This window comes from Nocardia crassostreae (genome assembly GCF_001613405.1).
Lineage (GTDB): Bacteria > Actinomycetota > Actinomycetes > Mycobacteriales > Mycobacteriaceae > Nocardia > Nocardia crassostreae.
This window is the reverse complement of record NZ_BDCH01000029.1, coordinates 258163-279742: the sequence shown is the minus strand read 5'-3', so window position 1 is coordinate 279742 and position 21580 is coordinate 258163. Positions and strand designations below refer to the sequence as shown.

Below are 21580 nucleotides of genomic sequence, written 5' to 3'. Positions count from 1 at the left end.
GCACGGTACGGCATGCCGAGCACCACAAACCTCCGAATCTGGGCGCGAGTCCGACGCCCGCTCACCCGCCGGTCACCTTGGAGTGGGAGGATTCCGATATGTCCGCGGCCCGCTCCGAATACACGAATGGCGCAACCCACCGCCCGTCCGTGCACGCCGTGATCGCCGTCAAGAGCCTGGGCCAGGCCAAGAGCCGACTGTCCGATCGATTACATCCGCACGATCGGTCGCGACTGGTGCTGGCCATGCTCGCGGATACGGTGACAGCGGCCGTCGCGACGCACGGCATTGCCAGCGTCACCGTGGTGACCCCGGATCCGGCCGTCACCGATGTGGTGAGCGAGCTCGGCGCGCACGTGCACCCCGAACCGCATGATCATCCGACCGGCGGCCTGAACGCCGCCCTGTCCGCGGCCGCCGCGGCGGTCCGCCTCCGGCACGGTGCGGTCGATCTGCTTGCGCTGCAAGCCGATCTGCCCGCTCTGCGCCCGCACGAACTGTCCGACATGCTGGCCGCCGCCCCGCATCGCCGCTCGGTGGTGGCCGATCACGAGGGCAGCGGCACCGTCGCCCTGCTCGTCTGCGACGGATCCGCGCCGCTCGACCCGCTCTTCGGCCCGGATTCGGCCCGCCGCCATATCGCGGCGGGTGCTGTGGAGTTGCTCGGCGCGTGGCCGGGCCTGCGCCAGGACGTGGACACCGCGGCCGATCTGGAGCGCGCCGAAGCGCTCGGAGTCGGCGAGGCCACCGGGACGCTATTGCGTGAAATCAGCGTGTCGCGGGCGTGTCAAGGAGCGAAACAAGTCCGCCGAGCCGGGTCGTCGATGTGCTGACCCGGCGTGATGTGCGCTGCAATGGACGGTGTCACGTCGGCGCGACATACGGGACATAAGGAATGATCGTGAGAGTGAGCGATACGGAAACCGTGAAGCAAACACCGCTACGACCCGCGGCGCCGCCCGCGGCGACCCCACCGCCCACCGCCGCCCAGACGCGGTTGCCGCGGGACCGGTACGTGAACCGGGAACTGAGCTGGCTCGACTTCAATGCCCGGGTGCTGGCGCTGGCGGAGGACACCTCGCAGCCCTTGCTGGAGCGCGCGAAGTTCCTCGCGATCTTCGCCTCGAACCTCGACGAGTTCTACATGGTGCGGGTTGCCGGATTGAAGCGGCGCGCTGAAACCGGGCTGTCGGTTCGCTCGGCGGACGGGCTCTCGCCCACCGCGCAGCTGGAGGTGATCGCCGCCCGCACCCAGGATCTCGCGGGCCGCCACGCCCGCGTCTTCCTCGACCAGGTGCTGCCCGCGCTCACCACCGAGGGCATCGAGATCATCCGCTGGGCCGGACTCGACGACGCCGAGAAGCAGCGTCTGTCGGGCTACTTCCAGGACCAGGTCTTCCCGGTGCTGACCCCCCTGGCCGTCGATCCCGCGCACCCGTTCCCCTACATCAGTGGGCTGAGCCTGAATCTCGCCGTGACGGTGAAGGATTCGGTGACCGGCGGCGAACACTTCGCCCGAGTCAAGGTGCCCGACAATGTCGATCGCTTCGTGCGCGTGCGCCGCACCGTGGCCGCGGCCGGGCGCGACGGCAACTCCGCGGTCCGCGATTCCGCTGCCGCACAGGCTTCCAGCATGGCCGCCTTCCTGCCCATGGAAGAGCTCATCGCCGCGCACCTCGAACAGCTGTTCCCGGGAATGGAAGTGGTGGAACACCATTCGTTCCGGATCACCCGCAATGCAGATCTCGAGGTCGAGGAGGATCGCGACGAGGACCTGCTGCAGGCCCTGGAACGCGAACTCGCCCGCCGCCGCTTCGGCTCGCCGGTGCGCCTCGAGGTCTCCGACGATATGACCGAGCACATGCTCGATCTGCTGCTGCGCGAGCTCGACGTCGACCCGGCCGACGTCATCCAGGTGCCCGACCTGCTGGATCTGTCCTGCCTGTGGCAGGTATACGGCGTGGAACGGCCCAATCTCAAGGACGCGCCGTACGTCCCCGCCACCCCGCCCGCCTTCGGCGAACGGGAAACGCCCCGAAACGTTTTCGCCGCCCTGCGCGAGGGCGATGTGCTGGTGCATCACCCCTACGACTCGTTCTCCACCAGCGTGCAGCGGTTCATCGAACAGGCCGCCGCCGATCCGCAGGTACTGGCCATCAAGCAGACCCTGTACCGCACCTCCGGCGACTCCCCCATCGTCAACGCCCTCATCGACGCCGCCGAGGCCGGTAAGCAGGTGGTGGCGCTGGTGGAGGTCAAGGCCCGCTTCGACGAACAGGCCAATATCAAATGGGCGCGCGCGCTGGAGCAGGCGGGCGTGCACGTGGTCTACGGCCTGGTCGGGCTCAAGACGCACTGCAAGACCTGCCTGGTGGTGCGCCGTGAAGGCGCCACCATCCGTCGCTACTGCCACATCGGCACCGGCAATTACAACCCGAAGACCGCGCGGCTGTACGAGGACGTCGGATTGCTCACGGCCGCACCGGAGACCGGCGCCGACCTGACCGACCTGTTCAACTCGCTGACCGGGTACTCGCGAAAGGCCAACTACCGCAATCTCCTGGTCGCGCCCAGCGGCGTGCGCGCCGGAATCATCGAGCGGATCGAACGTGAGGTCGAACTCGCCGCCCAGGGCGAGCAGGCGCGAATCCGGCTGAAGGCCAACGCCATCGTCGACGAGCAGATCATCGACGCGCTGTACCGGGCCTCCCAGGCGGGCGTGTCGGTGCAGATCGTGGTCCGCGGCATCTGCGGCCTGCGCCCGGGCGTGCCCGGTATGAGCGACAACATCGAGGTGCGCTCGATTCTCGGCCGCTACCTGGAACATTCGCGCATCCTGCACTTCGAGGCGCAGAACGAGTACTGGATCGGCAGCGCCGACATGATGCACCGCAATCTGGACCGGCGCGTGGAAGTGCTGGCCCAGGTGAAGGATCCGCGCCTGGCCGATCAGCTCGGCGCGGTCTTCGACTCCGCGCTGTCGGAGACCACCCGCTGCTGGGTGCTGCAACCCGACGGCAGCTGGGCCGCCCAACCCGATCCCGATGTGCCCGGTGAGCAGATCCGGGATCACCAGGAGTACCTGATGAGACTGCGACGTCCGGACCGCCGGTGAACAAGTCGAGTTCCGATCCGGCCGCGGCGCTGAACGACCCGAAAGTCAGCGCCAATACCCTCGCCGCCGGTGCGGTGCTCTGGCGCTACGCCCGCGACGGCGGCATCGAGATCGCCATGGTGCACCGGCCCAAGTACGACGACTGGTCGCTGCCCAAGGGCAAATTGGATCCCGGTGAGACCCCGGCCGTGGCGGCGGTGCGCGAGGTGGCGGAGGAAACCGGCCTGAATTCGCGCCTGGGCCGCTATCTGGGCCACGTGACCTATCCGGTCACCGGCCACCGCAAGCTCAAGCGGGTCGACTACTGGGCCGCCCACGTGCTCAACGGCGCGTTCGAGTCCAACTCCGAGGTCGACGAACTCGTGTGGTGCGGCCTGGACGGCCTCATGGATGCGCTGTCGTACCCCATGGACCGCTCCATCGTCCGCAATTTCCTGCGCCTGCCCGCCGATACCGTGAACCTGCTGCTGGTCCGGCACGGCAAGGCGGGCCGCCGCGACCGCTTCCACGGCCCCGACGACGATCGGCCGCTCGAAAAGGCCGGTCGCGCACAGGCTCGCGACCTGGTCCCGAACCTGCTCGCCTTCGGCGCCGCCGAAATCTACTCCGCCCCACCGCTGCGCTGTGTCCAAACCGTGACCCCCGTGGCCGAGGCGCTGGGGGTCGACATCAAACTCGACCCGCTGTTCTCCGAATCCGGTTATGCCGCAGCCCCCGCGGCGGCCCTCGCCCGCGCCCGGGAGCTGGGCACCGACCCCACGGTCCAGGTGATCTGCAGCCAGGGCAAGGTGATTCCCGACCTCCTCGACTCCTGGGCGGCCGAAGACGGCCTGACCCTGCCCGCGGCGCGCAATCGCAAGGGCAGCGTCTGGGTGCTGTCGCTCTACAAGGGCCGGTTGGTCGCCGCCGACCACCTCGACCGCATTCTCGTCTCCCCCGATATCCCACGCGTGTAATTCCCCTCCCCGCACGGCATCCGGCCGGTCAAACGCCGGATTCCCCTCCCCCGCCGAGGATTTCCCACCCCGCCGCAGGGCCGAAAGCCGACCGGCTCGGGACACATCGGGCCGGTCACGGCCGGGATTCGGCGGCACACCGGCGCCGGTTCCCGATCCGCCTGAAGATCGAATTACACCGCCCCGCAGAGGTTCCGGTCGGTCAGAGGCCGGAACCGCGCGGCTCCGGACCACCCTCGGCCGGTCACAGCCCGAGTTCGCCGCCGAATCGGGAGCGATCTCCGCTCCCCATGAAGATCGAATTCCACCGCCCCGCATGGCCTCCGGCCGGTCACAGGCCGGATCCGCTGCCGATCGCGGGATTCCGGGACCGCTGCCCGCGGCCCGGATCCACGGCCGCCCCACGACATTCGGCCGGTCGCGGCGTGGATCTCACCATTCGGCTGGGGACTTCGGAATCGGGCGTGCCCCCGGATGCTCAGATCCCCCGCCGCCCTGTGACTTCCGGCCGCCTCCCGGACGGCATCCGGCCCGTCAGAGGCCGGATTTCGGTAAACATCAGATGATTTTCGCCGCATGCGGGGAATCGTCCGAAATCATTCGGCCGGTCGGACATTCGGCCGGTTGCACGCGTATTCCGCCATCCTGCGAACGCCAGGGCCGTGTTTGGCTACTTCTCGGTTGAAGATCGAATTCGTGCCCGCACACCGGACTTCCGGCCGCTCGAGGGCCGGATTCCGGGCCATAATCGACCATTTCCAAAGCCCGGATCGAAGATCGGATTCACCCTCGCCGCACGGCATTCGGCCGGTCACGGGCCGGATTTCGCCCGGCCGCAGGGCTTCCGGCCGATCAGGACCGATTTGCGGCCGCTCCGACGCTCGCGGCGGCTGCCACCGGGGCGGAGTGAGTTTCGCGGCGCACAGGGCGTCCTGGCGGGCCGTAGCGGCGCCGGGAATCCGCCGGGGACGCCGGGATTCGGCCCCGGACATGTGAGACGGCCCGGCAGGGCCGGGCCGTCTCACATGTCGTCCTGCAGAAAAACCGTCAGCGACGGGCAGTCCGCTTCGCCGCGGTCTTCTTGGCCGGAGCCTTCTTCACGGTCTTCTTGGCGGCCGTAACCTTCTTGACCGCGGTCTTCTTGGCCGGAGCCTTCTTGGCGGTGGCCTTGACCGTGGTCTTCTTGACCGTGGTCTTCTTGACCGCCGTCTTCTTCGCCGCCGTCTTCTTGGCGGTGGCCTTCTTGGCGGGAGCCTTCGACGCGGCCTTCTTCGCCGTGGTCTTGGCCGGAGCCTTGGTGGCCTTCTTCGCGGTCTTCTTCGCCGTGGTCTTCTTGGCGCCCGCCTTGCCCGACACCGGGGCAGCCACACCACGTTTCACGGCGGGGCCGCTCGACGCGATCTTCTGCTTACCGGCGATGATCGCCTTGAACTGAGCGCCCGGACGGAAGGCCGGCACGGAAGTCGGCTTCACCTTCACGGTTTCACCGGTGCGCGGGTTACGAGCCACGCGAGCGGCCCGCTTACGCTGTTCGAAGACACCGAATCCGGTGATGGTGACGCTCTGACCTTTGTTCACCGCGCGCACGATCGTGTCGACAATCTGCTCGACTGCCGCAGTAGCCGTACGCCTGTCAGTACCCAACTTCTCGGTCAGAACATCGATCAGTTCCGCCTTGTTCATTGAATCCTCCGCAGACTAATGGCCCGTCGTCGGACCGACTAGGTACCACGGTAAACCTTCTTTGGGCAAGAGTCTATGTGCCACGCCTATTTTGATGAGACATGGCACACGCCCAGCAACCGGGTTCAAGCGGTTTCAGCTAACCCGCACCAATGATTACGCTTGCGAAATACGGGCTGGAATGGTGGTGGGTTTCCAACTCGGCCTTGCGTTTTCGAACTCGCTGATCTGGTCGACGCGCCGGAGTGTCAGCCCGATGTCGTCCAGACCTTCGAGCAGACGCCGCCGTGTGTAGTCGTCAATATCGAACGGCAACACGACGGTTCCGGCGGACACTGTGCGGGCCTCGAGGTCCACCGTCAATTCCAAACCGGGCTGTTCCTCGAGCAACTTCCAGAGCAATTCCACATCGCTCTGCGGCATCCGGGCCGTCAGCAGCCCGTCCTTGCCCGCGTTCCCGCGGAAGATGTCGGCGAACCGGGAGGAGATCACCACCCGGAACCCGAAGTCCTTGAGCGCCCAAACGGCGTGCTCGCGTGAGGAACCGGTACCGAAATCCGGACCGGCGACCAGGACAGAACCCCGGTTGTAGGGCTCGGTGTACAGAATGAAGTTCGGATCCGAACGCCAGGCCGCGAACAGCCCGTCCTCGAATCCCGTTCGGGTGACGCGCTTCAGATACACCGCCGGGATGATCTGATCGGTGTCGACATTGGACCGGCGCAGCGGAACGCCGATCCCCTTGTGGACCTTGAACGCTTCCATCATTTCTCCTGGGTCTGGGGGCCGAAAGGGGCTGGGATCAGTTGAGATCCGCAGGTGAGGACAGGGTTCCGCGCACCGCGGTAGCCGCCGCCACCAGCGGCGACACCAGATGCGTGCGGCCGCCCTTGCCCTGGCGCCCTTCGAAGTTCCGGTTCGAGGTCGAAGCACAGCGCTGACCGGGCGAAAGCTGATCCGGGTTCATACCGAGGCACATCGAGCACCCGGCCTGCCGCCATTCCGCGCCCGCGGCGGTGAAAATCTCGCCCAGGCCCTCCTTTTCCGCCTGCAGCCGCACCCGCATGGAGCCCGGCACAATCAACATGCGTACGCCGTCCGCCACTTTCCGGTCCTTCAGCACATCGGCCACGGCACGCAAATCCTCGATCCGGCCATTGGTGCAGGAGCCGACGAAAACCGTGTCCACGGCGACATCTCGCAGCGGAGTACCCGGTTTCAGGTCCATGTATTGCAGCGCTTTCTCGGCCGCCGCGCGCTCGTTCTCGTCGAAGATCTGCTCCGGGTCCGGCACCGTGTCGCCCAGGGGCGCACCCTGTCCCGGGTTGGTGCCCCAGGTCACGAAGGGGGTCAGCGCCGCGGCGTCGATATGCACCTCGGCGTCGAACACCGCGCCCTCGTCGGTCTTCAGGGCATCCCAGGCCGCCACGGCCGCATCCCAATCCGCACCCTCGGGTGCATGCGGGCGGCCCTTCAGGAATTCATAGGTGACCTGGTCGGGGGCCACCATGCCCGCGCGGGCGCCCGCCTCGATCGACATGTTGCACATGGTCATCCGCGCCTCCATGGACATGGCGCGCACCGCTTCGCCGCGGTATTCGAGCACATAGCCCTGGCCGCCGCCGGTGCCGATCTGCGCGATGACAGCCAGAATGACGTCCTTGGAGGTGACGCCCTCGGGCAGCTGCCCGTCGACATTGATGGCCATCGCCTGGAACGGCTTCAGCGACAAGGTCTGCGTGGCCAGCACGTGCTCGACCTCGGAGGTGCCGATACCCATGGCCAGCGCGCCGAAGGCGCCGTGCGTGGAGGTGTGGGAATCACCGCACACCACCGTGGTTCCCGGCTGGGTCAGACCCAGCTGCGGGCCCACCACGTGCACGATGCCCTGATCCAGATCGCCCATCGGGTGCAGGCGGATGCCGAATTCCGCGCAGTTGCGCCGCAGCGTTTCCACCTGGGTGCGGGAAACAGGATCGGCGATCGGCTTGTCGATATCGATGGTCGGGACGTTGTGGTCCTCGGTCGCGATGGTGAGATCCGGGCGCCGCACGGGGCGATCGGCCGCACGGAGGCCGTCGAAGGCCTGCGGACTGGTCACCTCGTGCACCAGGTGCAGGTCGATGTAGATGAGGTCGGGTTCGCGGTTCGCGCCCTCGCCCGCGCCGCGGACGACGACGTGCTGATCCCAGACCTTCTCCGCCAGAGTGCGTGGCCGGTCGGCCATAGCTCCATCACCTCTCGATAGACATTCCCGCGCCCGGGCTGGTGACGCGGGGAGCGCGGCTCGCGAATCGGGCGGCTGGATTTGCATTTCCCAATATGCGAGACGCTAATATCGTTCTATGAGACAGCATAGCGGTATCGGTGTTCTGGACAAAGCCATGGCGGTCCTGCACGCCGTCGCCGAGCAACCCTGCGGCCTCAATGAGCTGTGCGCCCGCACCGGCCTGCCCCGCGCCACCGCGCATCGCCTGGCCGTGGGCCTGGAGACGCATCGCATGCTGGCCCGCGACAGCCAGGGACTCTGGCGTCCCGGCCCCGCGCTATCGGAGCTGGCGACAACCGCCAGCGACCCGCTCCTGGACGCCGCCGCCACAATTCTTCCGCGACTGCGCGAGATCACCGGCGAGAGCGTCCAGCTCTACCGCCGCGACGGCAATGCCCGCGTCTGCGTGGCCTCCATGGAACCCGCGGCCGGACTGCGCGACACCGTTCCGGTGGGCGCGCGCATGCCCATGACCGCGGGCTCGGCCGCCAAGGTCCTGCTGGCCTGGGCCGATGCCGACCTGCAGCGCACCGTGCTCCCGGAAGCGGTATTCGGAGAGCGCGCCCTGGCGGAGGTGCGCCGCCGCGGCTGGGCGCAGTCGGCCGCCGAGCGCGCGGCCGGGGTGGCCAGCGTGTCCGCGCCGGTGCGCGATGCCACCGGGGGCGTGGTCGCGGCCGTCTCGGTATCCGGACCCATCGACCGCATGGGCCGACGCCCGGGTGCGCGGTGGGCCGCCGATCTGGTGGCCGCCGCCGACGCCCTCCACAAGCGCCTCTGACGCCTCCGCGACCCCGTCGACGCCCTCGCCCCTACCCGGCGGGGGCGTCGACGTTTCAGCGGCCGTTCAGCACCCGGCACGGCCGTGTGACCCTCGCCATACGCCGTATGCCGGTTCATCCTCGACCAGTATTGGACCCGGGCAACTGACGGTGTAAGGAGTTACCCATGGGAGTTAATCAACGCGCGCAGATTGTGATGTCCGAGTCGGAGATCAGCGAATTTCTGGAGCGCAGCCGCATCGCGACCATGGCCACCGTGGGCGCGACGGGCAGGCCGCATCTGATCGCCATGTGGTACGGCCTGATCAACGGCGAGATCTGGTTCGAGACCAAGGCCAAATCGCAGAAGGCGGTGAACCTGCGCCGCGATCCGCGCATCACCGTGATGGTCGAGGCGGGCGATACCTACGACCAGCTACGCGGCGTATCCATCGAGGGTCGCGCGGAGATCATCGACGATGCCGAAGCGCTGTTCCAGGTGGGAATCAGCGTGTGGGAGCGCTACACCGGGCCCTACAGCGAAGAGGCCAAGCCGTTCGTCGAGGCCATGCTGAACAAGCGGGTGGCGATTCGCGTGGTGCCCGAGCGCATCCGCAGCTGGGATCACCGCAAACTCGACATGCCCGCAATGCCCAAGGGCGGCAGCACCGCAGCGCCGCTGGATTGAAAAGTCCGCACAAAAGCAAAGGCCCCCAGCCGATTGGCTGGGGGCCTTCACCTTGTAGTCCCGACGGGATTTGAACCCGCGCTACCGCCTTGAGAGGGCGGCGTCCTAGGCCGCTAGACGACGGGACCAGGATGCCGAGAATCAGGCGGACCGACCGCGTCATCTCGAACAAAACGAGAGTCTCGCGACTCTCGAAGCTGGGGTACCAGGACTCGAACCTAGAATGGCTGAACCAGAATCAGCTGTGTTGCCAATTACACCATACCCCATTGACCTGGGCTTTCGGTCTGCCCCGCTCGGGGCTTTCCGACCGCTTTCCGACCGCTTTCCGGCCGAGAAAGAGATTAGCAGGACTTGGCCGGTAATACACAAATCGGCTGTTCAGGGGCCGGTTTGGGCGGCTGTTCGACTGCCGTCACCGGCCCCACGACCCGGCCCGGGGACCGCTACTGCGCGATTCCCGCGAGCGCGGCCCGCAACCGGTCCATCGAGACCTCGCGGCCCAGCAGTTCCATCGACTCGTACAGCGGCGGGCTGATATGCGATCCGGTGACCGCCACGCGCACCGGACCGAAGGCCTTGCGCGGCTTGAGACCCAGCTCGTCGATGAGCGCCGTTTTCAGCGCCTCCTCGATCGCGGCCGCATTCCACGCCGAAACACCGGCCAGCGCCGTCACGGACGCCTGCAATACCGGAGCAGCATCGGCGGTGAGGTTCTTTTCCTTCGCGGCCTCGTCGATCGCGAACGCCCCGGCGGGTACGAACAGGAACTTCAGCAGACCCCACGCATCACCCAGCACGACGATTCGCGTCTGTACGAGTTCGGCCGCGGTAGCGAACAGCTTCTCGTCGATCTCGGCGCCGATATGCCCATGCTCGGTCAGATACTCGCGCAGCCGGTGAGCGAAATCACCCGCTTCCAGCAAGCGAATATGTTCGGCGTTCAGAGCATCGGCCTTCTTCTGGTCGAAACGGGCCGGGTTCGAATTAACTTTCGAAATGTCGAACACCTTGACCATCTCCGCCATGGAGAAAAGGTCATGATCATCCGCGATGCTCCAGCCGAGCAGTGCCAGATAATTCAGCAAACCTTCCGGAATGAACCCTCGGTCGCGATGGTGGAAGAGATTCGACTCGGGATCGCGCTTGGACAACTTCTTGTTGCCCTGGCCCATCACGAACGGCAGATGACCGAACTCCGGGGTGCGCTCGGCGACGCCGATCCGCTGCAAAGCCTCGTACAAAGCCAGCTGCCGGGGGGTCGACGACAACAGATCCTCGCCACGCAAAACGTGAGTGATCTTCATCATCGCGTCGTCGACGGGATTCACCAGCGTATAGAGCGGATCGCCATTACCGCGGGTGAGCGCGAAGTCGGGGACCACACCGGCCTTGAAGGTGGTCTCGCCACGCACCAGGTCGTGCCAGGTGAGGTCGCGATCGGGCATGCGCAGGCGGATCACCGCCGGGCGACCCTCGGCCTTGTAGGCGGCGATCTGCTCGGGGCTCAGATCCCGGTCGAAGTTGTCGTAGCCCAGCTTCGGATCGCGTCCGGCGGCCTTGTGCCGGGCCTCGACTTCCTCAGGGGTGGAGAAGGATTCGTAGGCCCCCCCCGCCTCCAGCAGCCGCCGCACCACGTCGAGGTGCAGGTCCTTGCGCTGCGACTGCCGGTACGGGCCGTAGGGGCCGCCGACCTCGGGGCCCTCGTCCCAGGTCAGGCCGAGCCAGCGCAGCGCGTCGAGAATCGCCTGGTAGCTCTCCTCGGAATCGCGTGCGGCGTCGGTGTCTTCGATGCGGAAGACGAAGGTGCCGCCGTGGTGGCGCGCATACGCCCAGTTGAACAGGGCGGTGCGAATCAGACCGACATGCGGTGTGCCGGTGGGTGACGGGCAGAATCGGACGCGAACGTCGGACATGTCTCTCCCTCGATCAGCGTTTGGCGGCAACGGGATTGGTGAGGGTGCCGATGCCTTCGACGGTCACCGACACGGTCTGACCGGCCTGCACCGGGCCGACGCCCTCGGGGGTGCCGGTGAGGATGACATCGCCGGGCAGCAGCGTCATCACGGTGGTCACCCATTCGATCAGCTTCGGAATATCGTGCAGCAGTAGCGAAGTGCGGCTGCGCTGTTTCACCTGGCCGTCGAGCTCGGTGACGATCTCCAGATCGGAAGGGTCCAGCGCGGTCTCGATCCACGGGCCCAGCGGGCAGAAGGTGTCGTAGCCCTTGGCGCGGGTCCACTGGCCGTCCTGACGCTGCTGGTCGCGGGCGGTGACGTCATTGGCGACGGTGTAGCCCAGGATCACGTCCTTGGCGCGGGCGGCGGGCACGTCCTTGCACGGGCGGCCGATGACAATGGCCAGTTCGCCCTCGTAATCGACCTGAGACGAGCTGGGCGGCAAGATGATCGGCGCGTTGGGGCCGACGATGGAGGTGTTGGGCTTCATGAAGATGACCGGATCGGCCGGGGCGGGGCCGCCCATTTCCGCGGCGTGCGCGGCGTAGTTCTTACCGATGCAGATCACCTTGCTGGCCAGAATCGGCGCCAGCAGGCGCACATCCGCGAGCTGCCAGCTGCGACCGGTGAACGTCGGCGTGCCGAACTGGTGTTCGGCGATCTCGCGGACGGTGGCGTCGCCACCGTCTCCCTCGACACTGACGAACGCGACTCCATCTGGGCTGGCAACTCGACCTAGGCGCATGGTTCGCATCCTATCGACCGGTCGCCACCTGCCCGAACGCGCCCGACCGCGGGGCGCGAGCGGGACGCGGGCGGCGGGCGGGCGCACCGCTGGCGGCCCGGTTTCCGGAGCGCGCGCGGGCTCGGCATCCCCGCGAGCATCGGGGCGCGCCGGATGTGGAAAGAGCTTGTACGCAAGACAACTGGCGGTACGGACCGGCCGCGCCGGAGCGGGATGAGCACTGTGAGCAAATAGACAGCTTGCCCCTCGAATAGCCACGCGCATCAGGTGTAACGTAACCAGCGATGTTCAAATGGTAAGATATCAGTTCCATATTGTGAGATGCGAGGTGAAGCCATGACCACCGTGACACAGATCGGGACGGCGAAACGGTGGAACATGCTCGCCCTCGGCGTCTTCGCCCAGGCCGCCAGCGCGGTCTTCGTACACGGCACCCCATTCCTGCTGCCCGCCCTGACCGATCGCGGAATGCCGCTGGCCACGGCCGGTCTGCTGGTGTCCATGCCGACGGTCGGGCTGGTCTGCACGCTGATCGCGTGGGGCTACATCGTGGACCGCATCGGTGAGCACAAGGTGCTGGCGGCCGGGCTGGCCGCCGCGTCCGTTTCCAGCTATGTCGTCCTGGGCGTGTTCCTGTTCCTGGGCGGCATGGGCGCGGCGAGCACCAATGGCGCGAGCGGGCGGGTCATCGTGGGCTGGTTTCCGAAGGATCGGCGCGGGCTGGCCATGGGGATTCGGCAGACCGCACAACCGCTGGGCGTCGGCATCGGCGCGCTGAGTATTCCGGCTGTCGCTGCGGCGCACGGGTTCTCGACCACCATCCTGGTTCCGGCCGTCATGGCGGGCGCGGCCGCGATCGGCTGCCTGATCGGCATCGTGGATCCGCCGCGGCCCGAATCCCCCAGCGACGCAGGCCGACCCGTGAATCCCTACCGTGGTGATTCAACGCTGTGGCGGATCCACCTGGTGTCGGTGCTGCTGTGCGTGCCGCAGGGCACGCTGTGGACCTTCGCGCTGCTGTGGCTGCATCGCGATGTGGGCTGGTCGCTGGCCGCGGCCGGGGCGCTGGTCACCGCGACGCAGATCCTGGGCGCGGGCGGGCGTATCGGGGCGGGGGTGTGGTCCGATCGCGTCGGGAGCCGGTTGGGTCCGCTGCGGATCGTCGCCATGGCGGCCGCAATCTCCATGGCGGGCTTGGCCTTCGCGGCCTGGACGCACTGGTGGTGGGCGGCGATTCCGATTCTGGTCGCGGCCTCGGTCATTACCGTCACCGATAACGGGCTGGCCTTCACCGCGGTCGCGGAGATCGCGGGTCCGTACTGGTCGGGTCGCGGGCTGGGCATTCAGAACACCGGGCAGAACCTGGCCATGGCGGCGCTGGCGCCCGCCTTCGGCGCGCTCATCACGGTCGCGGGGTTCCCGGTCACCTATGCGCTGACGGCGCTGATCGCCCTGGCGGCAGTCCCCTTGGTCCCCAGAGGTTCCCACTAGATCGGCCGTCATTCCGCAAATCCGGAAGGGATGCGCCCGTTACGTTTTCGCATCCCCTTGACAGTGCGTCGATTTCATCACAGTTACGACATCGACGTATCACGCTGTGTCGCAGCATAAATCGGAACCGGCCTGAACGGAACGGCCCCGCACCCGGAAGGGGTGCGGGGCCGTTCGGTCCGGGGGCGGCTCAGACGGCCGCGGCGATCCGATCGCCGATCGCCACGGTCGAGGCCGGAGCGGTCCGCGAGGCGAGATCCTTGGCAATGGCCGATTCGATCCGCGCGGCCGCTTCGGCATTGCCGAGATGGTTGAGCAGCAACGCGACCGAGAGAATCGCGGCGGTCGGGTCGGCCTTGGACTGACCCGCGATATCGGGGGCCGAACCGTGCACCGGCTCGAACATCGACGGATTGGTCCCCGAGGCGTCGATATTGCCGGAGGCGGCCAGGCCGATACCGCCGGAGACGGCGGCGGCGAGATCGGTGATGATGTCGCCGAACAGGTTGTCGGTGACGATCACATCGAAGCGGCCCGGATCGGTGACCATGTGGATGGTCGCGGCATCGATGTGCTGGTAGGCCAGCTCGATGTCCGGGTACTCCACGGCGACCTCGTTCACGGTGCGCTGCCACAGCGAACCGGCGAAGGTGAGCACATTGTTCTTGTGCACCAGGGTGAGATGGCCGCGGCGCTGCTCGGCCTTCTCGAAGGCGGAGCGCACCACGCGCTCGATGCCGAAGCGGGTATTGGTGGAGACCTCGGTGGCCACCTCGTGCGGGGTGTTCACGCGGATGGCGCCGCCGGTGCCGGTGTACGGGCCCTCGGTGCCCTCGCGCACGACGACGAAGTCGATCTCCGGATTGGCGGCCAGCGGCGAGGTGACGCCCGGGTACAGCTTGGACGGGCGCAGGTTCACATGGTGGTCCAGCTCGAACCGGGTGCGCAGCAGCAGACCGCGCTCGAGCACGCCGCTCGGCACCGACGGATCGCCGATGGCGCCCAGCAGGATGGCGTCGTGCTGCTTGAGTTCCGGCAGCACAGTGTCGGGCAGGATCTCCCCGGTCGCATGGAACCGCTTGGCTCCCAGGTCGTATTCGGTCTTCTCGACACCGGGCACCACCACGTCGAGCACCTTGAGCGCCTCGGCGATGACCTCGGGACCGATACCGTCTCCCGGGATGACAGCGAGTTTCATGACAACAATGCTCCGTTCAGCTGGGAAGAGAGTCCGCCCGCCACGATAGCGGGTGGATATCCGGCCGCTCCCACCAGGGCAAGCCGCTCCCACCCAGTGAGATTGGGCAGCAGCAGTTCGAACGGGATTCCTCCCACCCTGTGAGACTGGCGGCATGACGCCTCGGCATTCCCGGTACGCGATCGTCGAGTGCGCGGCGGTCCCGGTAGGTTCGGGGCCATGTTCGACAACTCTCGACTCGAGCACAAGATCGATCGCCTCGAACACAAACTCGACCTGATCATGAAGCACCTCGGCATCGAGGACCCGAGCCTGACGCTCGACTATGCCGAGATCGACGAACTCATCCAGCGCGGCAAGAAGATTCACGCGATCAAGGTCTATCGCGACCTCAACCCCGCGGCGAGCCTGGTGGAGGCGAAGGACGCCGTCGAGGCGCGGGAGCGCCGGGTGCGCTGACCCGTGCTGCTCGCCGTCTCACACCGCTCTCCTCATTTATCGGAAATGCGCCGAGCCCCTTCCACATCCGTGGAAGGGGCTCGGCGTCAGTGCTTCTCGAACCGTGTCAGCTCAGGTCGACCTGGGCGACCTTGGCCGCGCCGACGGCCTCGGCGATGGCGGTCTGGACGTCGGCCGGGACCTCCTTGTTGATACGGAGGACGACGGTGGCGCCGGTCTTGTCGAGGTCCTGCGACAGCTGGGCGGCGAGGATGTCGATATCGGCCTCGCCGAGCTTGGTGGCCAGGCGGCCCAGCTGGCCCGGCTTGTCCTCGTAGTTGAGGACGGCCAGGTTGAGGCCCTCGGCGCGCATGTCGTAGTTGCGGCCGTTGATGTTCACGATCTTCTCGACCTGCTGCGGCTCGGTCAGGGTGCCCGCGACATTCAGGGTGCGGCCGTCGCCGAATACGGCGCGCAGGTCGACCAGGCTGCGGTGGGTCGGGCTCTCGCTGTGCGTGGTGACGGTGGCCTCGAGGCCGCGGTCCTTGGCCAGCGACGGCGCGTTGACGAAGGTGACCGAATCCTCGATGAGCGCCGAGAAGACGCCGCGCAGGGCCGAGAGCTCCAGGATGGCAACGTCATTGGCGGTCAGCTCACCGCGGACCTGGACCTCCAGGCTGACCGGCAGCTCGGAGGCCAGCGCGCCGAGCAACGCGCCCTGCTTGCGGACGATCTCCAGCCACGGGGCGACCTCTTCGCTGACCGCGCCACCGGCGACATTGACCGCGCCGGGGACGAACTCACCGGCGAGGGCGAGTTGCACGGACTTGGCGACATCGGTGCCCGCGCGATCCTGGGCCTCGGCGGTGGAGGCGCCCAGGTGCGGGGTCACCACGACCTGCGGCAGCGCGAACAGCGGGCTGTCGGTGCAGGGCTCGGTCTCGAACACGTCCAGACCGGCGGCGCGCACGTGGCCGGAGGTGATGGCGTCGGCCAGGGCCTGCTCGTCGATGAGACCGCCGCGGGCCGCATTGACGATGATGACGCCCTTCTTGGTCTTGGCCAGGGTCTCCTTGTTCAGCATGCCCTTGGTCTCGGGGGTCTTGGGCAGGTGAATGGAGATGAAGTCGGCGCGCTCGAGCACCTCGTCCAGGGTCAGCAGTTCGATGCCGAGCTGGGCGGCGCGAGCCGGGGAGGTATAGGGGTCGTACGCGACGATCTTGGTCTCGAAGGCGGCGAGGCGCTGCGCGAACAGCTGGCCGATGCGGCCCAGGCCGATGACGCCGACGGTCTTGCCGAGGATCTCGACGCCGTTGAACTTGCTGCGCTGCCAGGTGTGCTCGCGCAGGGTGGCATCGGCGGCCGGGATCTGTCGGGCGGCGGCGAGCAGCAGGGTGACGGCGTGCTCCGCGGCGGTGTGGATATTCGAGGTCGGCGCGTTGACGACCATGACGCCGCGCTCGGTGGCGGCGGGCACGTCGACATTGTCCAGGCCGACGCCGGCGCGGGCGACGATCTTCAAGTTCTTACCGGCCTCGAGGACCTCGGCGTCGACGGTGGTGGCCGAGCGCACCAGTAGCGCATCGGCTTCCGGGACGGCCGCGAGCAGCTCAGGTCGGTTGGGGCCGTCGACCCAGCGAACCTCGACGCCGTCGCCGAGCGCGTCGACGGTCGACTGGGCGAGCTTGTCGGCGATCAGAACAACAGGGCGTCCGGCTTGGCTCACTGTGGGGTACTCCTGAGGAAGGGTTCCGGGATTTACGGGCGTCAGCTTAGTGGGCGCGATTTCGGCTGCCCTTACCGCCCGGTAGGCGGGTGCCGTCACACCGGTGACATGGGGGTTTTCCCACTCGGCGGGAATCTTTTGGTCGATTGTCCGATTCGGCTGCGGAACCGTGGTGCATGGCTCACAATCCCGGTCGCACGGCCCCGACCGGACCCCGAATCCGGCAATCTTTCCGCAACTTCGCTGCGGCCGGATCTGGTTTGTTGATCTTGATGAGCCGGATTCCGTTCTGCCGCTCCCGGGTTCGTGCCATCGCACGAACCGTGCGGGTACCGCGAAAGCCGGTCCCGGCGGTATTCCGGGACCGGCTCGCATGGTTCGCGCCGCGGCGCGGTATCGGACGGCGTACCAGTTCGCGGAGATCATGATGTCCGCGACGGCGCCGTAGGCGGCAGCCCAGGTATCGGCCAGTTCCGGCGTCCACGCCTCGCCGTGGAAATGCTCGAGGGTGGCCAGCAGCGAGGCGCCCGCCACCGGGTAGTGCGCGGCCACGACGCCGAGACCCGCGTGATGGCGGCCCAGCTGCTGCACGAACGACGGATCGGCGGCGAGGGTTTCGACATTGGTGAGAATGCGGCCCAGACCGGACAGGAAGCGGGCGCGCTGTTCGGACATATCCTCGGCGAACATGCCGCGGACCTCGGGGTGGCTGTCGAACAGGTGGTTGTAGAAGTACTCGACCGCTTCCGGGCCGACCGCTTCGACCTGCTTCCAACTGGCTTGCAAGGCTTCGATATTCATGTGTTTCTCCGTGGGCTGAACGGTGAATCAGTGGTGTTGTGCCGGTTCCGAGCCGTCGGCCGGTAGGCCGCGCGACGGGAAGGGGTCGCCGGGGAATGCCACGGCGGTGGCCTGGCCGCCCGGCAGCGGGAGCAGCGCCAGCTTGTCGACCTCAACCGAGAGGGTCGCGATCATGGTTTGCAGCTGGGAGCGCAGCAGATCGGAGTAGGCGCGCAGCTGCTCGTAGCGCTGGTCCTCGAGCTCCGGGTCGAGATATCCGTTGAATCTGGTGGATCCGACGGATTCCCTTGCCTGCTGCAGCATTTCCCGCTGTTGCGAGCGTGCCACGGCCATCAGGTCGCAGGCGTGCTGCTCCGCTTGTTCGACTATGGCATCCGCGGACTGCTGCGCGCGATTGAGCACATTCACCGCGCGGGTGCTGATGCCGAGCTCGTCCTTCTCCAATTCGCCTTGGAGCCTGGCGATTTCCCAGTGCGAGTTGGCCAGCTGCTGCTGCAGTTCGGCGACATCGCCGGGCGAGGCCATGGTCTGCATCTGCATCTGCAGGGCTTCGCTCTTGGCGGCCAGCTGCATGTTCTCGCGCTGCAACCGGGCCAGTTCCTGAGAGTTGCTGGTGAGGGTCAGATTCCGGTTCTCCCGGGCCAGCCGGGCCATGCGGGCGTGCAGCTGTTCGAGGAAGCGGTCGACCTCTTAGGCGTCATATCCCTTGCGCCCCAGGCGCGCTCCCCTGAACTTGGTGTTCCGGATGTCCTCGAACTTGTTGTTGTTCCGAATGTCCTCGGGTTTCACATCCATTGGGCAACCTTGTCCACGCTGCGGCCAACCTGATCGGTGGTGGGCGCTTGGCCGAACGTCTCGAATCTGATGGCGTGGCGCGGCATTCCGGCGGTGGTCAGCGCGGCGACCGTGGCGGTGACCATGGCGGGCGAACCGCAGACCAGCGCGGTGACGCCGGTCAGATCGCGGCCGCGCGCGGCAACCGCGCCGACCGTGCCCTGTACGCCGTGGAATCCCGGATCCTCGGATACGACGGGGGTGTAGCTGAACCACGGGTGCTCGGTGAGCGCCTGTAATGCCTCGCGGTCGTAGAGGTTCCACGAGGTGCGCACGCCGTGCAGCAGCTGCACGCGCGGCACGGCGCCGTGGCGGGACTACTGTTCGATGCCGTCCAGCACCGCGCGCAGCGGGGCCAGCCCGGAACCACCGGCGATGAGCAGCAGATTGTCGACCGCGCCGGGCGGAATCACGAAGGCATTGCCGACCGGGGCGCCCAGGCGCAGGCGATCGCCGGGCCGGGCATTGCGGGCGAAGGTCGCGCTGACCTCGCCGCCGTCGACGACCTGGACGTGAATATCGAAGGTGCCGTCGGGGCGCGGCGCGTTGGCGGGCGAGAAGTAGCGCCACAGCCGCGGGCGCTGCGGGATCTCGATGGCCAGGGACTGACCGGGCTGGTACCGATACGGTTGCTGCGGCCGGATGGTGTGCACGGTGACATCGATGCTGCGCTTCTCGGTGGCGACAATGTCGGCGTCCCACCAGGCCGGGGTGTCCGCGGCCTGTTCGGCGGCATTCACCATGATGTCGGCGACCGCGTAATAAGCGTCGGTCCAGGTCTGCGCGAGCTCATCGGTCCAGCGCTGGCCGTGGAAGTGCGCGAGCGTCGCGAGCAGCGAGGCCCCGGCGGCCGGGTAGTGCGCCGCCACCGCGCCGAAGCGGCGATGGTCGCGACCCAGCTGGACGACGAATTCCGGGTCGGCGGCGAGGCTTTCGACATTGCTGACAATGCGGCCGAGGGCGGCGAAGAACTTGTCGCGCTGGCCGGTCATCCGGATAGGGAACATGTCCCGCACCTCCGGATGGGCCAGGAACAGGTGCGAATAGAAGTATTGGATGGCCTCGTCGCCGATCCGCTCGACCGCGCGCCAACTGGCCTGTAGTGCCTCGATGTTCATGTGCGGCCCACCCGACGGGGCCTGGGGCGCCGGGGCGCTACCCGCTTCATCAACACTCTCCTCTGGACGGCCGCGACCGCACCTCTCGCAGTGCGGCAGATCCTTGGACGACCGTCCGAATAACGGTCAACCTAAGGCATGGGATCGGCGCTGTCTAAACGAAAGGGACGCAGTCGGATTCGGCTAACAATCAGCGAATCATGTACTCGGGAGGCGGATTTTCACTATTAGAGGAGGCGGCTATGAATAGCCGAAAGCCCGGCCTCGCCGCTGCGGAGCGCGAGGCCGGGCTTTCGAAGTCGAATTAGTTCGACGTCAGCAAGTCTTTACTTGCCGAAGGACCCGGTCCACAGGGTGTTCAGCAGGCCGTACAGAGCGGCGGAGCCGGTGTCGAGCAGGCCGTTCAGAGCAGCGGAACCGGTGTCAATGATAACGGGGATCATGAAATTACCTCTCAGTTTGAACTTACTGACGACGAGCCTATCGGGGGCATTTCACGACTCGTTACGAGGCATTAACACTCTGTGACCCAGGTCATAGGTTCTTAGTCATGTGACCTGGTTCATCACTAATCGAAATACGCCGCTATAACGGGCAAATCACGCCCCTGTTTTCAGGGGCATGACCGGCAGGAAATCGCGTGGACCAGCGCGCCCGCGGGCGCTAGCGTCCACGGGCATGACACTGCGTTCGATCCCCACTTCCATGGACACCGCGGTGGTCGCGACGATCGACGGCGAGCTGGATCGGATCGAGCGCGAGCACCGGGTGAAAGTGCTGCTCGCAATCGAGAGCGGCAGCCGGGCCTGGGGCTTTCCCTCGCCGGATTCGGACTACGACTGCCGGTTCGTCTACGTGCGGACGGCAGCGGACTATCTGACGCCGTGGGCGGGCCGGGACGTCATCGAGACGCCCCTGGTGGGGCTGCTGGATGTCAACGGCTGGGATCTGGTGAAGGCGCTACGGCTGCTGGTGAACGGGAACGCGGTGCTCATCGAGTGGCTGATGTCGCCGATCACATACCGCGGGGACGCGCAATTCCGGGATGAATTGCGGGCGCTCGCGGACGCGGTCGCCGATCGCAACCGTATTGCCCGGCACTACCTGCATCTGGGGCGACGACAGTGGCAACTGTTCGATTCGAACCGGTCGCTGAAGAAGGTGTTCTATTCGCTGCGACCGGCCATGGCATTGCGATGGCTGCACGAACATTCCGATAAATCGGTGGCTCCAATGCATTTGCCGACACTGCTCGCGGAATGCGATTTGCCAGCTGATTTCATGGCGTCGGTCACGGAATTGACGGAGTTGAAATCACGGACCCGGGAAATGGGATCCGGCGGTGTTCCGGCGCCGATAGCGGAATTCATCGAGGCCGAGTTCGAACGGGCCGCAGTGGAATTCGTCAAGGACGAACCGGCACAGCGGGAGCGCGCGAAAGAGCTCGCGGCGGAGTTCTTCAGAAGCCGCGTGCTCTGATCACGCGTACGCCGACGGCTTCCGGTCCCGGCTTGGTGCGGCGCACGTCGAATTCGACGCGTTGACCTTCCTCGAGGGACCGGAAACCGTCGCCCTCGACCTCGGTGTACTCCACGAACACGTCAGGGCCGCCATTGTCGGGCTGGATGAAACCGAAGCCCTTCTCACTGTCGAACTACTTGACGGTACCGTGCAACATTCCCCAAACCTTCTCGGATTTCAGCGCACGTCATGTCCGCGTGCGTGCGGACCATGGTGTCATGTCAACGGATGTGACGTGTACCCCACCCATCACATCCGCACCATCAATACCTCTTGATTCG

At 66.7% G+C, this 21580-nt stretch carries 18 protein-coding genes, 2 tRNA genes and 2 pseudogenes; 8 read left to right on the top strand and 14 right to left on the bottom strand.

What is annotated here, in order from left to right; genetic code table 11:
• Window positions 1-98: 98 nt before the first annotated feature.
• The 3 genes from cofC (at window position 99) to NC4_RS29635 (ending at window position 4071) form a co-directional block, all read left to right on the top strand.
• A complete protein-coding gene (gene cofC / locus NC4_RS29645) occupies window positions 99-833 on the top strand; it encodes a 2-phospho-L-lactate guanylyltransferase (RefSeq protein ID WP_067544845.1) in 735 nt (244 codons plus the stop codon).
• 62 nt (window positions 834-895) lie between these two features.
• Window positions 896-3115: an RNA degradosome polyphosphate kinase gene (locus tag NC4_RS29640; protein WP_067544699.1), complete on the top strand. Its 2220-nt coding sequence runs from the start codon at window positions 896-898 to the stop codon at window positions 3113-3115.
• Window positions 3112-4071, top strand: a complete 960-nt coding sequence (locus NC4_RS29635) for an NUDIX hydrolase (RefSeq protein ID WP_084529889.1) — start codon at window positions 3112-3114, stop codon at window positions 4069-4071. The genes NC4_RS29640 and NC4_RS29635 overlap by 4 nt, the downstream gene beginning before the upstream one ends.
• Before the next feature lie 1047 nt (window positions 4072-5118).
• Here the strand turns inward: NC4_RS29635 and NC4_RS29630 are convergent.
• The 3 genes from NC4_RS29630 to leuC all read right to left on the bottom strand — a co-directional run bounded on the left by NC4_RS29630 (window position 5119) and on the right by leuC (window position 7981).
• Window positions 5119-5754 (bottom strand): HU family DNA-binding protein, encoded by a 636-nt coding sequence (locus NC4_RS29630; protein WP_067544698.1) that lies wholly within the window; start codon window positions 5752-5754, stop codon window positions 5119-5121.
• A gap of 156 nt (window positions 5755-5910) precedes the next feature.
• Window positions 5911-6519 (bottom strand): 3-isopropylmalate dehydratase small subunit, encoded by a 609-nt coding sequence (gene leuD / locus NC4_RS29625; protein WP_067544841.1) that lies wholly within the window; start codon window positions 6517-6519, stop codon window positions 5911-5913.
• Window positions 6520-6556: 37 nt separating this feature from the next.
• Window positions 6557-7981, bottom strand: coding sequence for a 3-isopropylmalate dehydratase large subunit (leuC, locus tag NC4_RS29620; protein ID WP_067544696.1), 1425 nt, complete (start codon window positions 7979-7981; stop codon window positions 6557-6559).
• Window positions 7982-8099: 118 nt separating this feature from the next.
• On the opposite strand from leuC, the gene NC4_RS29615 reads away from it, so the two are divergent.
• Window positions 8100-8801, top strand: coding sequence for an IclR family transcriptional regulator (locus NC4_RS29615; protein WP_067544694.1), 702 nt, complete (start codon window positions 8100-8102; stop codon window positions 8799-8801).
• A gap of 167 nt (window positions 8802-8968) precedes the next feature.
• Window positions 8969-9469: a pyridoxamine 5'-phosphate oxidase family protein gene (locus tag NC4_RS29610; RefSeq protein ID WP_067544692.1), complete on the top strand. Its 501-nt coding sequence runs from the start codon at window positions 8969-8971 to the stop codon at window positions 9467-9469.
• A 55-nt stretch (window positions 9470-9524) separates the two neighbouring features.
• Here the strand turns inward: NC4_RS29610 and NC4_RS29605 are convergent.
• The 4 genes from NC4_RS29605 to NC4_RS29590 all read right to left on the bottom strand — a co-directional run bounded on the left by NC4_RS29605 (window position 9525) and on the right by NC4_RS29590 (window position 12172).
• A tRNA-Glu gene (locus tag NC4_RS29605) sits at window positions 9525-9597 on the bottom strand.
• A 69-nt stretch (window positions 9598-9666) separates the two neighbouring features.
• Window positions 9667-9738 (bottom strand) — tRNA-Gln (locus tag NC4_RS29600).
• 177 nt (window positions 9739-9915) lie between these two features.
• On the bottom strand, window positions 9916-11385 hold the full coding sequence (gltX, locus tag NC4_RS29595) for a glutamate--tRNA ligase (RefSeq protein WP_067544690.1): 1470 nt from the start codon (window positions 11383-11385) through the stop codon (window positions 9916-9918).
• A gap of 13 nt (window positions 11386-11398) precedes the next feature.
• Window positions 11399-12172 (bottom strand): fumarylacetoacetate hydrolase family protein, encoded by a 774-nt coding sequence (locus NC4_RS29590; protein WP_067544839.1) that lies wholly within the window; start codon window positions 12170-12172, stop codon window positions 11399-11401.
• A gap of 336 nt (window positions 12173-12508) precedes the next feature.
• Here NC4_RS29590 and NC4_RS29585 point away from each other — a divergent pair, with 336 nt between their 5' ends.
• On the top strand, window positions 12509-13663 hold the full coding sequence (locus NC4_RS29585; RefSeq protein ID WP_067544688.1) for an MFS transporter: 1155 nt from the start codon (window positions 12509-12511) through the stop codon (window positions 13661-13663).
• 190 nt (window positions 13664-13853) lie between these two features.
• On the opposite strand, the gene NC4_RS29580 is transcribed toward NC4_RS29585, so the two are convergent.
• Entirely contained in the window at window positions 13854-14861 is a 1008-nt protein-coding gene (locus NC4_RS29580; protein WP_067544686.1) for a 3-isopropylmalate dehydrogenase, read from the bottom strand.
• Window positions 14862-15080: 219 nt separating this feature from the next.
• Here NC4_RS29580 and NC4_RS29575 point away from each other — a divergent pair, with 219 nt between their 5' ends.
• Window positions 15081-15320 carry a hypothetical protein gene (locus NC4_RS29575; protein WP_067544684.1) on the top strand — a complete coding sequence of 80 codons (240 nt, stop codon included), beginning with the start codon at window positions 15081-15083 and terminating at the stop codon, window positions 15318-15320.
• Window positions 15321-15426: 106 nt separating this feature from the next.
• Here NC4_RS29575 and serA read toward each other — a convergent pair whose 3' ends face one another.
• The 5 genes and pseudogenes from serA to NC4_RS29560 all read right to left on the bottom strand — a co-directional run bounded on the left by serA (window position 15427) and on the right by NC4_RS29560 (window position 19778).
• Window positions 15427-17025, bottom strand: a complete 1599-nt coding sequence (gene serA / locus NC4_RS29570; protein WP_067544837.1) for a phosphoglycerate dehydrogenase — start codon at window positions 17023-17025, stop codon at window positions 15427-15429.
• Window positions 17026-17460: 435 nt separating this feature from the next.
• Window positions 17461-17826, bottom strand: a pseudogene (locus tag NC4_RS43400) (globin domain-containing protein); the annotation flags it as partial.
• A 27-nt stretch (window positions 17827-17853) separates the two neighbouring features.
• Window positions 17854-18480 (bottom strand): hypothetical protein, encoded by a 627-nt coding sequence (locus NC4_RS29565; protein WP_067544682.1) that lies wholly within the window; start codon window positions 18478-18480, stop codon window positions 17854-17856.
• Between the two features lie 131 nt (window positions 18481-18611).
• The gene (locus NC4_RS41860; RefSeq protein WP_218021323.1) at window positions 18612-18953 is read right to left on the bottom strand and encodes a ferredoxin reductase domain-containing protein; all 342 of its coding nucleotides are present in this window, start codon (window positions 18951-18953) and stop codon (window positions 18612-18614) included.
• Between the two features lie 24 nt (window positions 18954-18977).
• Window positions 18978-19778, bottom strand: coding sequence for a globin domain-containing protein (locus tag NC4_RS29560; RefSeq protein ID WP_218021322.1), 801 nt, complete (start codon window positions 19776-19778; stop codon window positions 18978-18980).
• Between the two features lie 678 nt (window positions 19779-20456).
• On the opposite strand from NC4_RS29560, the gene NC4_RS29555 reads away from it, so the two are divergent.
• The gene (locus NC4_RS29555; protein WP_067544680.1) at window positions 20457-21257 is read left to right on the top strand and encodes a nucleotidyltransferase domain-containing protein; all 801 of its coding nucleotides are present in this window, start codon (window positions 20457-20459) and stop codon (window positions 21255-21257) included.
• On the opposite strand, the pseudogene NC4_RS29550 reads toward NC4_RS29555, so the two are convergent.
• Window positions 21238-21456: pseudogene (locus NC4_RS29550) on the bottom strand (cold-shock protein). The gene NC4_RS29555 and the pseudogene NC4_RS29550 sit on opposite strands and share 20 nt — an antisense overlap.
• Between the last annotated feature and the right edge of the window lie 124 nt (window positions 21457-21580).

What these genes read in the sequence shown, in the direction of transcription:
- NC4_RS29630 (WP_067544698.1), bottom strand. Translation starts at nt 5,754, where the DNA reads ATGAACAAGGCGGAACTGATCGATGTTCTGACCGAGAAGTTGGGTACT.
- gltX (WP_067544690.1), bottom strand. Translation starts at nt 11,385, where the DNA reads ATGTCCGACGTTCGCGTCCGATTCTGCCCGTCACCCACCGGCACACCG.
- NC4_RS29610 (WP_067544692.1), top strand. Translation starts at nt 8,969, where the DNA reads ATGGGAGTTAATCAACGCGCGCAGATTGTGATGTCCGAGTCGGAGATC.
- NC4_RS29565 (WP_067544682.1), bottom strand. Translation starts at nt 18,480, where the DNA reads ATGGCCCGGCTGGCCCGGGAGAACCGGAATCTGACCCTCACCAGCAAC.
- NC4_RS29560 (WP_218021322.1), bottom strand. Translation starts at nt 19,778, where the DNA reads ATGAACATCGAGGCACTACAGGCCAGTTGGCGCGCGGTCGAGCGGATC.
- NC4_RS29575 (WP_067544684.1), top strand. Translation starts at nt 15,081, where the DNA reads ATGTTCGACAACTCTCGACTCGAGCACAAGATCGATCGCCTCGAACAC.
- leuC (WP_067544696.1), bottom strand. Translation starts at nt 7,981, where the DNA reads ATGGCCGACCGGCCACGCACTCTGGCGGAGAAGGTCTGGGATCAGCAC.
- NC4_RS29640 (WP_067544699.1), top strand. Translation starts at nt 896, where the DNA reads ATGATCGTGAGAGTGAGCGATACGGAAACCGTGAAGCAAACACCGCTA.
- NC4_RS29580 (WP_067544686.1), bottom strand. Translation starts at nt 14,861, where the DNA reads ATGAAACTCGCTGTCATCCCGGGAGACGGTATCGGTCCCGAGGTCATC.
- NC4_RS29585 (WP_067544688.1), top strand. Translation starts at nt 12,509, where the DNA reads ATGACCACCGTGACACAGATCGGGACGGCGAAACGGTGGAACATGCTC.
- NC4_RS29615 (WP_067544694.1), top strand. Translation starts at nt 8,100, where the DNA reads ATGAGACAGCATAGCGGTATCGGTGTTCTGGACAAAGCCATGGCGGTC.
- NC4_RS29555 (WP_067544680.1), top strand. Translation starts at nt 20,457, where the DNA reads ATGACACTGCGTTCGATCCCCACTTCCATGGACACCGCGGTGGTCGCG.
- leuD (WP_067544841.1), bottom strand. Translation starts at nt 6,519, where the DNA reads ATGGAAGCGTTCAAGGTCCACAAGGGGATCGGCGTTCCGCTGCGCCGG.
- cofC (WP_067544845.1), top strand. Translation starts at nt 99, where the DNA reads ATGTCCGCGGCCCGCTCCGAATACACGAATGGCGCAACCCACCGCCCG.
- NC4_RS29590 (WP_067544839.1), bottom strand. Translation starts at nt 12,172, where the DNA reads ATGCGCCTAGGTCGAGTTGCCAGCCCAGATGGAGTCGCGTTCGTCAGT.